This is a genomic window from Streptomyces sp. P5F9 (genome assembly GCF_057961495.1).
Map to the genome: position 1 here is coordinate 1 of NZ_JBXVPZ010000252.1, position 13,786 is coordinate 13,786.

At 70.9% G+C, this 13,786-nt stretch carries 10 protein-coding genes, 1 tRNA gene and 1 riboswitch; of the genes, 4 read left to right on the forward strand and 7 right to left on the reverse strand.

Going from position 1 to position 13,786, the window contains the following annotated elements:
* Nucleotides 1-197 precede the first annotated feature (197 nt).
* On the reverse strand, nt 198-2,276 hold the full coding sequence (locus AC31A1_RS31830; RefSeq protein WP_489656649.1) for an asparagine synthase-related protein: 2,079 nt from the start codon (nt 2,274-2,276) through the stop codon (nt 198-200).
* A gap of 671 nt (nt 2,277-2,947) precedes the next feature.
* Between AC31A1_RS31830 and AC31A1_RS31835 the strand changes: the two genes are divergently transcribed.
* The 4 genes from AC31A1_RS31835 to AC31A1_RS31850 all read left to right on the forward strand — a co-directional run bounded on the left by AC31A1_RS31835 (nt 2,948) and on the right by AC31A1_RS31850 (nt 8,093).
* Nucleotides 2,948-4,372 carry an NsdA family TPR-like regulatory protein gene (locus AC31A1_RS31835; protein WP_026151123.1) on the forward strand — a complete coding sequence of 475 codons (1,425 nt, stop codon included), beginning with the start codon at nt 2,948-2,950 and terminating at the stop codon, nt 4,370-4,372.
* A gap of 119 nt (nt 4,373-4,491) precedes the next feature.
* On the forward strand, nt 4,492-5,778 hold the full coding sequence (gene lhgO, locus AC31A1_RS31840; RefSeq protein ID WP_489656650.1) for an L-2-hydroxyglutarate oxidase: 1,287 nt from the start codon (nt 4,492-4,494) through the stop codon (nt 5,776-5,778).
* A 127-nt stretch (nt 5,779-5,905) separates the two neighbouring features.
* On the forward strand, nt 5,906-6,736 hold the full coding sequence (gene trmB / locus AC31A1_RS31845; RefSeq protein ID WP_489656651.1) for a tRNA (guanosine(46)-N7)-methyltransferase TrmB: 831 nt from the start codon (nt 5,906-5,908) through the stop codon (nt 6,734-6,736).
* A 49-nt stretch (nt 6,737-6,785) separates the two neighbouring features.
* Complete coding sequence (locus tag AC31A1_RS31850) at nt 6,786-8,093, forward strand: PrsW family intramembrane metalloprotease (RefSeq protein ID WP_489656652.1); 1,308 nt, start codon at nt 6,786-6,788, stop codon at nt 8,091-8,093.
* A gap of 12 nt (nt 8,094-8,105) precedes the next feature.
* Here the strand turns inward: AC31A1_RS31850 and AC31A1_RS31855 are convergent, their stop codons facing one another.
* From AC31A1_RS31855 to AC31A1_RS31880, 6 genes are all read right to left on the reverse strand, one after another.
* Nucleotides 8,106-9,050: an aldo/keto reductase gene (locus AC31A1_RS31855; RefSeq protein ID WP_489656653.1), complete on the reverse strand. Its 945-nt coding sequence runs from the start codon at nt 9,048-9,050 to the stop codon at nt 8,106-8,108.
* 54 nt (nt 9,051-9,104) lie between these two features.
* Nucleotides 9,105-10,115: a M23 family metallopeptidase gene (locus AC31A1_RS31860; protein ID WP_489656654.1), complete on the reverse strand. Its 1,011-nt coding sequence runs from the start codon at nt 10,113-10,115 to the stop codon at nt 9,105-9,107.
* Between the two features lie 11 nt (nt 10,116-10,126).
* Nucleotides 10,127-10,284: riboswitch (cyclic di-AMP (ydaO/yuaA leader) on the reverse strand.
* A gap of 233 nt (nt 10,285-10,517) precedes the next feature.
* Entirely contained in the window at nt 10,518-11,654 is a 1,137-nt protein-coding gene (locus AC31A1_RS31865; RefSeq protein ID WP_489656655.1) for a PP2C family protein-serine/threonine phosphatase, read from the reverse strand.
* 149 nt (nt 11,655-11,803) lie between these two features.
* Nucleotides 11,804-11,877, reverse strand: a tRNA-Met gene (locus AC31A1_RS31870).
* Between the two features lie 52 nt (nt 11,878-11,929).
* A complete protein-coding gene (locus AC31A1_RS31875; protein ID WP_489656656.1) occupies nt 11,930-13,153 on the reverse strand; it encodes an alginate lyase family protein in 1,224 nt (407 codons plus the stop codon).
* Nucleotides 13,154-13,322: 169 nt separating this feature from the next.
* The coding region (locus tag AC31A1_RS31880) for a cytidine/deoxycytidylate deaminase family protein (RefSeq protein WP_489656657.1) at nt 13,323-13,786 on the reverse strand (464 nt) is incomplete at its 5' end.

Consider the following 13,786-nt stretch of genomic DNA (forward strand, 5'->3'; position numbering starts at 1 on the left):
GTGTGCTGGGTGGGGCGGTTCGGGGTGTGCACGGCGTTGACGGGCGATTGGAGCCCCGGGATCCTGAACTGGTGGACAGGTTGTTCGTCGTCTGCGGCGCCGTCGTGGCTGGTCGCGCTCACGCGGCGGAGCCGCATATTGACACAGCCCCGCGCCCCTTTGGGGCGCTCAACGCGTCCCGCTCACACCATCCCGGCTCAGCCGCCGGAGGCCAACGCCCCCCGCTGCGGACGAATCCCCTCCGGCACCGCACGCGCGCGTGCGGGTGTTCCCGTCCAACAGGTGCCCCGGCGGGCCAGCAGCCGTCCCAGCCACAGTTCCAGCGAGACCAGGTCGGCGAGGCCGTCCAGGGGCAACGGCTCGCCCTGGGCCGCCGCGCGCAGCGCCTTGCGGACGACGCGCGCTTCCACCAGACCCGCCTGCGCGAGCAACGGTGTGGCGAACAGGTCCATCAGGGGGTCCGCGGCGACCCGGAGGCCCTTGCGGGCGGCGGCTGCCGCCGAGGCGTGGGAGGGGGCGCCCCAGCCGGGCGGGAGGTCGCCGACGCCGGCGCCCTCCAGGACCGTGCGCAGGATCGCCGCGCGGGCGCCCGGCTGGACCCGTAGCGCCTCGGGGAGGGAGCGGCAGGCGCGGACGACCTGGTTGTCGAGGAAGGGGGCGTGCAGGCGCTGGGAGCGGATCTCGGCGGCCTGTTCCAGGACGCGGAGGTCGTTGGCGTGGCGGGCGAGGGCGGCACGCGCGCGGAAGTCGCCGGGGCGCTGGCCCGGGCCGCTGCCCTGACGGCTGGGCGCGCTCTGGAGGCGAACCGATACTTCAGCCAGGGCCTCACCGGTCAGCCAGCGTGCGGCGGGCCCCGGTCTGGCCCAGGTGAGCGCGGCGAGGGAGGCACCGACGGCGCCTCCGGGCTCGTCGAAGCGCTTCTGGAGGAGGCGGTCGGCGAGGACTTCGAGGCCCGCGCCGTACGGGGTTCGGGCCAGGCGGCGGGCCGCGCCGTAGACCCGCCCCGGGACCATCACCGAGCCGTCCGCCTTCGCCAACGCGGCCACCGGGCGCACCAGATGGCGCCGTTTGCGGTCCATCAGGAGGTCGGCGAGGCGGGCCGGGTGCGCGTCCAGGACCTGGCGGGCGCCGTAGCCGGTGAAGTGGTCGGCGCTGCCCGCGGCGAGCCGGGCGCGGTGGCGGGCGGCGGTGATCAGGGAGGGGCCGGGTTCGTCGGTGAGCGGGCCGTCGAGTTCGGCGTACGGCAGGACGTCCTCGTTGCCGGTCACCACTACGTGGTGCAGACGCGGGTTGGCCGCGAGGGTGCCCGCGCGCTCCACCTCGGACTCGCGGCCGGGGACGGCGAGATCGTTGAACGTGACGGCGAGGAGCCGCTCGCCCGCGCCGGTGCCGTGCCCCAGGACCGTGCCCGGCGCCCCGGGCAGCCCGGCGGCGAGCAGGGCCAGCGTCCCGGAGGCGGGCCCCCCGGAGAGGTCCGCCCCGATCCCGGGAACGGGCATCCCGCGCGCAGCACGCCGTTCGGCCGGCCCCATGCCGGGGACGGGCCCCGGGTCTATGTCGGGGACGTGCCGGGGTGCGGAGAGACGCGCACGCACGGCGTCGACCAGCGCATCCCGTACGGCGTCCACCGCGCTGTCCGGGTCGACGGCCGCAGCCGCGACCGCGAGGGAGGCGACCGGCTCGTACCCGGCGATCTCGCGCGCCCCGGCGCGCAGCACCAGCGCATGCCCCGGCGGAATGCGCCGCACCCCGTCGTACGGCGTCGAGTCGTGCAGCGCGGCGGGGACATCCGGGGCGGCGAGCAGCGCGGCGAGGTGGCCGAAGTCGAGGTTGGCCTCGATGAGGTCGGCGAGCGGGAGCGCGGCCGTGGAGTAGGCCGTACCGCCGGCCCAGGGGGTGTAGAACACCGGCTTGGCGCCCGCGAGATCACCGCAGACCATGGTGCGGCGGCCGACCTTGACGACCGCCGTGTAACTGCCCGACCAGGCCGTCAGATGCCGAAGTGCCCCTCCGCGCGCGGAGAACAGGCTGAGGCGCAGCTCCTCGTCGGAGGCACCGCACGTACCGAGGACCGCGATACGCGTCTCCGCGTCGACCTTCACAACCCGTACTTCGTCGGGCCGCCAGTCGCCGACCGCCCACAGCGGATCCGGGTCGCCCCACAGGAGTTGGGACCCGACCGGGTGGACCGTCTCACCGTCGAACCCGGTGGCTCCCGCGGAACCGATCGCGGCGGCTCCAGCGGCGGTACTGCTCCATCCCACCAACCACCGCATCGACGCCTCCACAGGCTGTGGACAACCAGTGCACCGCACGAACTGGGCACCATGCTGCCATGAAGGACGCCTTCCGGAGGGCCGGAGAAGCCGCTTGAGATCGCGTGAAGACGCCCTGGACGAGGGACAACCGGACAAGGGAGACCCTACGTCCACGACGCGAATGCGCCCCCGATACGCTCCCCCAAAACACCTAACGCGCCCTCAACTCCCATGGTAGGAGCGGTATTCGACATCGGGAGGCAGGGGCGGTTTTCGGCCAAATCGGCGATACAGGGACAGGCTTGCGCACGCTCCGTACATGCCGTGCGCACCGCTTCGCGCCGCGCACAGTCCGGGAGGCGGAGTACGCCTCCCGGACCGGTCCGCCGCCCGCGGGGATGTAGGCGGCGGTGTCCCCCAGCCCACTGGATCCAGTACAGCGGGCCGACCCACGCACGATCCATGGAACCGCTCCCGGGATGGCCGGAGAAGAGCGCACACACGGGCGCACGGCCACACGACGGGGGCACGTCGCAACCCTGCGTGCAAACCCCGCACTCGCGTACGGACCACAATCCCGCCAACCGGAACAATGCCCCTTAACGCTTGGGATGCGGCGAACTACGCTGGGTTTACGAATGCCGGGTGGTTATGCCAGCGCGGCAGCCGTCTGTGTCGAGGGGTGGCGCATGTCCAGGGAGCAACGCGGGCCGAACGAAAAACTCGGCACCGTTCTCGCCCTCGCGGGAATCAGCAACGCAGGACTCGCGCGTCGCGTCAACGATCTTGGCGCTCAACGCGGGTTGACACTTCGCTACGACAAGACGTCGGTGGCGCGCTGGGTGTCGAAGGGAATGGTGCCCCAGGGCGCCGCCCCGCACCTCATCGCGGCCGCCATCGGCCAGAAGCTCGGCCGCCCTGTGCCGCTCCACGAGATCGGCCTGGCGGACGCGGATCCCGCACCGGAAGTGGGCCTCGCCTTTCCCCGGGACGTCGGCCAAGCCGTGCGTTCCGCAACGGAGTTGTACCGGCTCGACCTCGCCGGCCGCCGGGCCGGTTCCGGCGGCATCTGGCAGTCCCTCGCCGGGTCGTTCGCAGTCAGCGCATACGCAACGCCCGCCTCACGGTGGCTGATAACCCCGGCCGACAGTTCGGTGGCACGGGAAGCGAACTCCGCGGAGAGCTCCGGGACACCGCTCAAAGTCGGCCACAGCGATGTGCAGAAGCTGCGGGAGGCCGCGGAGGACGCCAGGCGCTGGGACTCCAAGTACGGGGGCGGCGACTGGCGTTCGTCGATGGTGCCGGAGTGTCTGCGGGTGGAGGCGGCACCGCTGCTGCTCGGCTCGTACTCCGACGAGGTCGGCAGAGCCCTGTTCGGCGCGAGTGCCGAACTCACCCGCCTCGCAGGGTGGATGGCCTTCGACACCGGGCAACAGGAGGCGGCGCAGCGGTACTACATCCAGGCGCTGCGTCTTGCCCGCGCGGCGGCGGATGTGCCGCTGGGCGGCTATGTGCTGGCGTCGATGTCGTTGCAGGCGACCTATCGCGGCTTCGGCGACGAGGGCGTCGACCTCGCGCAGGCCGCGTTGGAGCGCAACCGGGGCCTTGCGACCGCCCGCACCATGAGCTTCTTCCGGCTCGTCGAGGCGCGGTCCCATGCGAAGGCCGGGGACGCACAGGCGGCCGGCGCTGCCCTGAAGGCGGCCGAGGGGTGGCTTGAGCGGTCCCGGGAGGGTGACAACGATCCGTCCTGGCTCGGGTTCTACGGCTACGACCGGTTCGCCGCGGACGCTGCGGAGTGCTATCGGGACTTGAAGGCGCCGCGGCAGGTGCGGCGGTTCACTGAGCAGGCGTTGTCGAAGCCGACGGAGGAGTTCGTGCGGTCGCACGGGCTTCGGCTCGTTGTCTCGGCGGTGGCTGAGCTTGAGTCGGGGAATCTTGATGCGGCGTGCGAGCAAGGGGTTCGGGCGGTGGAGGTTGCCGGGCGTATCTCGTCTGCTCGGACTACCGAGTACGTGAAGGATCTTTTGCACCGGTTGGAGCCGTATGGGGATGAGCCGCGGGTTGTTGAGCTGCGGGAGCGGGCTCGGCCGTTGTTGATGGCGCCCGCCTAAGGGTCTGCCGGGCTTGTGCCGTCTTGCGTGTGCGGGTGCGCTGTGGCTGGTCGCGCAGTTCCCCGCGCCCCTTGGGGGGTTCTGCCCTCCCGGCGTTTGAAGTGACTGTCAGTGGTGCAGTGCACTATCGAAGCCGGGAGGTGGTGCACGTGCGGGCTGGGGTCGGGTACGACTGTGACGTGCTCGTGGTCGGTGGCGGGATTGTCGGGCTGTCCACGGCGTATGCGATCAGCCGTGCCGCGCCGGGCACGCGCGTCACCGTGCTGGAGAAGGAGGCCGGACCCGCTCGGCACCAGACAGGGCGCAACAGCGGGGTGATCCACAGCGGGATCTACTACCGGCCCGGGTCGCTCAAGGCGCGGTATGCCGTGCGCGGGGCTGCCGAGATGGTGAAGTTCTGTGCGGAGTACGGGATTTCGCACGCCGTCACCGGGAAGTTGATCGTCGCCACGGAGCGGGCGGAATTGCCCCGGCTGCACGCGCTCGTGCAGCGCGGGCGGGAGAACGGGATTCCGGTCCGGGAGTTGGGCGCCGCCCAGATCGCGGAGTACGAACCGGAGGTGCGTGGCCTCGCCGCCATACACGTCGGGACGACCGGGATCTGCGACTACACCGAGGTCGCCAACCACCTCGCCGAGGCCTCCGGCGCGGAGATCCGTTACGGCGCGCGGGTCGCCCACATCGACCGGCGCCCCGAGCGCGGGGTCGCCGTCCGTACGGTGACCGCGACCGGCGGTGACGTCGTCCGCGCGCGCGTGCTGGTGAACTGCGCCGGCCTGCACTGCGACGAGGTGGCCCGCCTCACCGGCGACGACCCGGACATGCGGATCGTGCCGTTCCGAGGCGAGTACTACACCCTCACCCGCCCCGAACTGGTCCGGGGCCTGGTCTACCCGGTCCCCGACCCGACCTTCCCGTTCCTCGGCGTCCACCTCACCCGCGGCATCGACGGCAGCGTCCACCTCGGCCCGAACGCGGTCCCGGCCCTGGCCCGCGAGGGCTACGACTGGGGCGTCGTACGGCCTCGGGAAGTCGCGGCGACGGCGGCTTGGCCCGGCTCCTGGCACATGGCCCGACAGCACTGGCGCTACGGATTGGGGGAACTCCGGCGATCCATCTCCAAGACCGCGTTCACGGGAGCCGTACAGCGCCTCCTCCCGGCGGTGACCCCGGACGACCTGATCCCATCACCGGCCGGCGTACGCGCCCAAGCGGTACTGCGGGACGGCACCCTCGTAGACGACTTCCTGATCAAGGAGGGTCCGCGGGCCGTACATGTGCTGAACGCCCCAAGCCCGGCAGCCACCGCCTCCCTACCCATCGGCAGAGAGGTAGCCCGCCGGGCCTTGGCTGTATTGCACCAAGACCGACGCCCACTCCAAACCCCGGACAGGGCAACCCCCTAGGGGCGCAGGGCTGTATCGATATGCGGCTCCGCCGCGTGGGCGCGACCAGCCACAACGCACCCGCCACTCGCAAGACAACACAAGCCACGCAGACGCAAAGGCGCACGCCCCGTAAAATCAACGCATTGTGTCTGACACCGCCAACACCCCCGCCACCCCCACCGAGCCCGCACACCGCACCCGGCCCAAGGGCGAACCCCGTTTTCCCGGCGGGCCGACGCCCGACCCCGCCGGCTCCCACTTCGAACGCCGCATCCGAAGTTTCCAGCCACGCCGAAGCAGGGTCACCGCTGGCCAAGCGGACGCCTTGGAACGCCTGTGGCCCACGTGGGGCCTGGACATCGACGGCCGACGGAACCTCGATCTCGCCGAGCTGTTCGGGAACGACAACCCGGTCGTCCTGGAGATCGGCTTCGGCATGGGTGAGGCCACCGCACAGATGGCCGCCGAAGCCCCCGCGACGAACATCCTCGCCGCCGACGTGCACACCCCGGGCCAGGGCAATCTCCTGGGCCTCGCCGAGCACCACGGCCTGTCCAACATCCGGGTCGCCAACGGGGATGCGATCATCCTGCTCCGCGAGATGCTCGCCCCGGACTCGCTCGACGGACTGCGCGTGTACTTCCCGGACCCCTGGCCCAAGAAGCGGCACCACAAGCGGCGGCTGCTCCAGCCGGAGTTCCTCACCCTCGCCGCGACCCGCCTCAAGCCCGGCGCGACCGTGCACTGCGCGACGGACTGGGAGCCGTACGCGGAGCAGATGCTCGAAGTGCTCGACGCGCACCCGGACTTCGAGAACAGCCAACCTGACGGCGGTTTTGCGCCCCGTCCGGAGTTCCGGCCGCTGACCCGTTTCGAGGGCCAGGGACTGGACAAGGGACATGTCGTGAACGATCTGCTCTTCCGTCGCGTACCCCACGACGACCGGACGACGACCAGCACTGACGACCAGCGCTGACGCCAGGCTCCCTCGCGGGCCGTGCCCTTACCTCGTTAGGGTCGATGCCGTGGCCACCTTTCCGCCGTACCCCCCACACCCCGGCCACCCCGCCGGTGGTGTGCCCGGGCACGGGCCGCGGGTGCGCTGGTGGCAGCGGAACTGGGTCCGCTACGGCGCGCTGATCGCCCTGCTCACGCTCTCCGGGCTGGTCATCCTCGCGCTGGTGCGTCAACAGACCGGTACCGAAGGGTTCTTGGTCGGCCTCGGGCTCGCCGTACTACCCGTACCCCTCCTCGTCGGCGCCTTCCGCTGGCTGGACCGGGTCGACCCCGGACCCTGGCGGAACCTGCTCTTCTCCTTCGCGTGGGGTGCCTGCGCCGCGGCCCTCATAGCGATCGTCGCCAACAGCTTCGCGACGAGATGGATAGCGACCACGACCGCCGACCCGACCAGCGCGGACACTCTCGGCGCCACTGTCATAGCCCCGATCGTCGAGGAGTCGGCGAAGGCGGCGGCCGTACTCCTCGTCTTCCTCTTCCGCAGACGGGACTTCACCGGGATCGTCGACGGGGTGGTGATAGCCGGGGTCACCGCCACCGGCTTCGCGTTCACCGAGAACATCCTCTACCTCGGCACCGCCTTCGGCACCGACCAGCTCACCGGCGACCGCGGCCTCACCTCCGTCACCGCGGCGACCTTCTTCGTGCGCATCGTCATGTCCCCGTTCGCGCACCCCCTGTTCACCGTCCTCACCGGCATCGGCTTCGGCGTCGCCGCCCTCTCCCCCGACCGGCAGCACATCCGACGCGTCCTGCTCCCCCTGACCGGCCTGCTCCTCGCGATGGGCATGCACGCGATCTGGAACGGCTCCTCCACCTTCGGCCAGTACGGCTTCTTCGAGGTCTACGGCGTCTTCATGGTCCCCATGTTCGGCCTGCTGACCTGGCTCGCGGTCTGGACCCGGCAGCGCGAACTGCGCACCGTGCACGAGGAGTTGCCCGCCTACGTCTACGCGGGCTGGCTGACCCCGGCCGAACCCTTCGTGCTCGGCTCGATGAAGGCCCGCCGCCTGGCCCGCGAGTACGCCCGCCACCGCCTCGGCAGGCAGGCGGCCCGCTCGGTCGCCCAGTACGAGGCGTACGCGACCTCCCTGGCGTTCCTGCGGTACCGGGCCACGCGGGGCCGCGCCGGCGCCGACTTCGTCGTACGGGAAAGGGAGTTGCTGCACGAGCTGTGGCTGCGCCGGGAGGTGGCACGGCCCGCGCTGGACTACGCGGCGCGGCGGACAGCGCCGCCGGTACCGGTGGTGGTGCCGCCGTGGCCGCCGGTGTACGGGTCGTACGGGAGTCCCCTGTACAACCCGTACCGGTCATAGCTCCAAGGACACCTACGCCGATGCCTGCGTGAGGCGGGCGATCTCCGCGTCCGTCAGCTCCAGTTCCGCCACGCCGAGCAGTGCGGGGAGCTGCTCGACCGTCCGGGCCGACGCGATCGGGGCCGCGACCGTGGGCTGGGCGGCGAGCCAGGCGAGGGCCACCGTGGCGACCGGGGCGTCGTGGGCCTGGGCGACCTCGTCCAGGGCGGTGAGGACGTTCTGGCCGCGCTCCGACTTGAGGTACTCCGCCGCGCGCCCGGCCCTCGGGCTGTCGACCGTCGTACCGGGGCGGTACTTGCCGGTGAGGAAGCCGGCGGCCAGCGAGAAGTACGGGAGGGCCGACAGTCCTCCGCGTTCGGCGACGTCCCGCAGCTCGCCCTCGTAGGTGTCGCGGGAGACGAGGTTGTAGTGGGGCTGGATGGCGACATAGCGCGCCAGGCCCTCGCGGTCGGAGAAGTCCAGGGACGCCTGGAGGCGCTCGGGCGAGATGTTGGAGGCGGCGATGTGCCGCACCTTGCCCGCCTTGACCAGTTCGTCGAGCGTGCCGACGATCTCCTCGACCGGCACGTCCTCCTTGTCGAAGTGCGGGTAGTACAGGTCGATGTAGTCGGTGCCCAGGCGACGCAGCGAGGCGTCGGCGGCGGCCTTGATGTTGGCGGCGGACAGGCCGGGGTAGTCGGGGTGCTGGCTGACCTTGGTGGCGATCACGACGTCGGCACGGTTGCCGCGGGCCTTGAGCCACTTGCCGATGACGGTCTCGGACTCGCCGCCGTGATTGCCCGGCGCGAACGCCGAGTACGAGTCGGCGGTGTCGACGAAGTTGCCGCCCGCGGCCGTGTAGGCGTCGAGCACGGCGAAGGAGGCCGCCTCGTCGGCGGTCCAGCCGAACACGTTGCCGCCGAGGTTCAGCGGGAAGATCTCCAGGTCGGACCGGCCCAGCTTGCGAAGAGAAGTCATGCTTCACCTCAACCGCCGGGCCGGAACCGGATATTCCAGACGATCAGGGAGAGATCAGGGGTTGAGGCCCTTGCTGCGCAGCCAGGGCGCCGGGTCGCTCGCGGTGGCGGCGCCGTTGATGTGCACCTCCAGGTGGAGGTGCGGCCCGGTCACGTTGCCGGTCGCGCCGACGCGGCCGATGACCTCGCCGGTGGAGACCTTCTGCCCGACGCTGACGTTGATCGAGGACTGGTGGCAGAACCACAGCTCGGTGCCGTCGTCGAGGGTGAGGATCGTGCGGTACCCGTAGGACCCGGCCCAGCCCGCCTCGGTGACCGTGCCGCTGTGGATGGCCTTGATCAGCGTGCCGGTGGGCGCGGCGAAGTCGAGACCCGTGTGATACCCGGAGGACCACATCGAGCCGGCCTGGCCGAAGGTGCCGGTGATCGTGTACGAGCCGACCGGCAGCGTGTACTGCTTGGCCAGCGCGGCGAGCTTCGCGGCCTCGGCCTTCTTCGCCGCGGCGGCCTCCGCGGCCTTCTTCGCGTCGGCGGCCTTCTTCGCGGCGTCCTTCTCGGCCTTGGCGGCGGCGGCGTCGACCTGCTTGGCGACGGCGGCCTCGACGGCGGCCTTCGACTTGCCGTCGACCTGTACCTGCTGCGACTCGGCCTGCGCCATGATCCGGTTGCGCAGCAGCTCACCCGCGTCCGAGGCGCCCTTGGCGGTCTCGGTCGTGCTGACCCCGACACTGCTGAGCGGCGTGGCGGAACCCTTGGGGGTGCTGCTGGACGAGTCGTCCAGCAGGTGGCCCACGGAGGGCAGGTCGGGCAGGGAGATGGAGACCGGCGGCTTGCCGGTGTTGGCGCTGGCCATGCCGCCCGCGCTGACGGCGGCTATGACACCGACGCCCAGGACGGTGGAGCTGCGGGCGAATCCTCCGCCACCACGCTGCTTGGCGACACGGTGCTTGCCGCGGTTGGGAGCAACGGACTCCGCGCTGGGATTCCACTCCTCCCAGGGGCCCTCGTCGGGGCGGTAACCGCCGTAGACGACAGGGGCTTCTGGGGCAGCCTGGTTTGACGCCACGTGGGCGTGCTCCTTTCCTTCCTTCTCGCCTACCGGGTTAGCTGACGGGTTCGGAGCAGGAAGGTCTCCTACGCGCGTATACCTGCCGTGTTGCCACGGCGGTCGACGAGCGATTCACCCCAAGGTGGTGGTTCCCCGGTTCCCTTGCGGGATTCGGCACGTGCGCACGGAGCCATCTCTTGTGACGGCTGGGACGACCGCGCTGCGTTATCGAACGTTAATAGACACGGGCGCCCGTTTCCAAGCTGTTCGGCTTGATCATTAACCTTTCCTTGCTGGACGAACGGCCCACCACCGGCGAAAAACGGGCGAGTTGGCCGAGTCTCAGAATTCCCACAGGTATTGACGGCATGTCAGTTGTTATGCGGAGGGCTCCCGCCCGGTCACCCGCCGTGATGACGGTCATGGATGCCGTACGGCGATCATCGCCATGTCGTCCGTCATCCAGCCCCCGGAGTACCGACGCACCTCCTTGGCGAGGATGCCGAGCAACGCCTCGGGACTGCGGAAGGTCCGGCCGGCCAGCCGAGCACCGGGGTCGTAGAAGACGCCGTGGGAGTCGCGCGCCTCGGACAGCCCGTCGGTGTGGACGAGGAGGGTGGCCCCGCCGGGGAACGCGAACTCCTCGGCACGGTCGGGCCAGACCCCCAACTCGCCCATTCCCAGGGGCAGTGCGGGCTCCTGGACCTGCAACGTGCGTACGGTGCCGTCCTCGTGCAGGAGCAGCGGCGGCGGATGGCCCCGGTCGACGATCCGTACGACGCCGTCGCCGTGCGGGAGTTCGGCGAGGACGGCCGTGGTGAACCCCTCGAACGCGTCGAGACCGTCGCGCCGGGTGCCCTCGCGCGCCAGCGCCCGCTCCAGCCGCTGCGCGACCGCCTCCAGGGTGACCTCCTGCTCGGCGGCCTCCCGGAACGCCCCGATGACCACGGCGACGGCGGCGACCGCGCCCATGCCCTTGCCGCGCACGTCACCGACGACCAGCCGCACGCCGTGCGGGGTGTCCTGCACCGCGTACAGGTCGCCGCCGATGAACGCGCCCTCCTGCGCCGCCTCGTACCGTGCCGCGATCTCGAACCCGCCGATCCGCTCGGCCGGTTCGGGCAGTACGGCCCGTTGAGCGGCCTCGGCGATCTCGCGTGCGGAGGCCAGCTGTTCGCTGCTGCGGCGGACCAGGAGGTTGATGAGGACGGCCAGCACGGCGACCGTCGCCACGGTGACCACCTCGGTGACCGCGTCGATGTCGAGGACGATGCCCAGCCTGACGTGGACCGCGAGCACGACGGCGACGGCCGCCAGACCGGTGAGGACCGTACCGCGCCGGGAGTAGAGCGGGGCGGCGACCAGCGGGGCGGCGGTGAAGAGCGGGGCCGCGGTGAAGGCCTGCGGGGTGAGGTAGTCGTAGAACGCCCCGACGATCAGCAGCAGCGCGGGCAGGCGGCGGACGGTGGTGCGGGTGTACGAGATCCGCCGTCCTTCGACGGGGCCGAGGCCGGGGTCGGGCACGGGATCGCCGGGCAGGCGCCCGCCGGCTCGCACATACGGACCCTCCTCCACGCGTCCAGTTTTTCGTGACGGAGGGAGGGCGGCGAGCGGTGTGAGCCGATCGAGGACATCGGGAGAGGGGGGAAGGGGGGAGAAACACCAAGGGCCGGAATCCATTTCTGGATTCCGGCCCTTGGCCTTAGTAGCGGGGACAGGATTTGAACCTGCGACCTCTGGGTTATGAGCCCAGCGAGCTACCGAGCTGCTCCACCCCGCGCCGTTGTGATTACAACTATACGCCATCCGCGGGGTCCGATGTCACACAGGTTTCAGTCGGCGGTGTTCCCGGCGTGCGTGAGGGTCTCCCAGGAGACGAAGAGGTCGTCGCTGCCGGCCGGGCGGGTGGACTCGGCGAGCTTGTGCGCGGCGGGCACCTTCACTCCGAGCCGGCCCTCCAGGTGGTTGACGGCGACCTCCAGGTCGGGCCCCATGTTCCGGTCGACCTTGCCGCCGCACAACCAGGCGGGCGCGGGCTCGCCGAGCTGGTAGCGGGCGTGGAATTCGAGTGCCGCCCTGAGCCGGTCCTTGACCCCGTCGTAGAGGTCGACGCCCTGGTGCCAGGCGGTCTCGGCGATGTGCGCGGTGGCCGCCAGCGAATACCCGACGTGCTTGAAGTTGCGGCACGTCTCCTGGGCGACGCCGTCCTTGAAGGTCGTCTGCTTGAACCAGTACGTCGTCAGCTTCTGCGGGGTGGTGACCTTCGAGCCCACCGGGGTGAGCGGCACCTTGCCGTCCTTGGCGAGGTAGAAGTAGGCGGGCACGCGGTCGCGGAAACGTTTGACGGCGGCGTCGAACGCCTTGTGGTCGTCGAGGAACACGGCGATACCGATCGCCGCGTCCGTCATCGCGAGGTCCCAGTTGCCGTTGTAGTCCGGCAGGTTCTTGGTGACTTCCGGTTCGTAGGCGGTACGCAGCATCGTCCCGAACCGCTTGACCCGGTCCGCCGGCCAGCCGGCGCCGGGCGCGTACCGCACGATCTCCGCAGCCCGCGCCCAGGTCGAACCGGCCCACGCGGTCTGCAGCCCGGCGTCGTCGGAGGTGTGCTCCCTCATCTTCGCCGACCAGTCGTCCATGATCTCCCGCGCCTTCAGCGCGTGATGCTGCTTCCCGGTGATGCTGAACAGCAACGCCTGCGTGTACGCCGCGATCGCGTCCTCGCGCTCCTCGACACAGCCGTGCGCGGCCTTGCCGTTCCAGGGGCAGTCGACGTCCGCGTACGGCTTCGCCGTGTACTTGTACGACCCGTACTTGCTGTCCCGCATCCCGAAGTACGCCTTCAGCCAGGGCTGCTTGCCGGCGGCGACGTTCTTGCGTACAGCGTCCAGCTGGCCCTTGCTGACGAGCACCCCGGGGTGCGTGAACGCGGCGCTCGCGGGCAGCGCCCTTGCCATGGTTCGCGTACCGGTGTCCGTCGATCCGCACGAGGCGAGTAGTCCTACGGCTACGGACGCGCCCAGCAAGGTGATGGCGTGCCGCCGGCCCACTGCCCTCATGTGTCCTACCTCCGCGTTGTCCGCACCGGTTCTTTGTGAGCGTGACGTGGGAGGCGGTGGGGCGCAGGATTTGATGGGCCGGTCGGGGAGCAGCGAGGGCGGGGAGGTGTTCCAGAGGAATGTGACACTCACCCCCCGAGGTGTCACATTCCTCCAGAGAGGGTGCGCCTCAGCCGAGCAGATGCCGGTTCGGCGCCTTCGCCCGCTCCTCGTACTCCGGGAGTACGACCACGGTCACCCCCCGCGCGGCCAGCGCCCCGCTCCCGTCCGCCCCCGCCACGAACGTGTCCGGCTCGCGCCAAGCGGTCACCACCCGCCGTACGCCCGCGTCGAGGATCAGTTGGGCGCAGGGCTTGGGGCGGGAGGCGCGGTGGGTGCAGGGTTCCAGGCTCGTGTAGACCGTGGCCGTGGGGAGGCGCGGGTCCTGCGGGTCGATCTTCGCCAGCGCCGCCTCCTCCGCGTGGACCACCGGGTCGCCGGACTCGCGGGAGTGGCCCCGGGACAGCTCCTTGCCGTTCTCCGCCACCACCACCGCGCCGACACTGAACGCCGTCTCCGAGGGCGGGCAGTCCGCCGCCAGGTCGCAGGCGAGGGCGAGCCAGTGGCGGTCGGCGGCGGAGGGGAGGTCGCCGG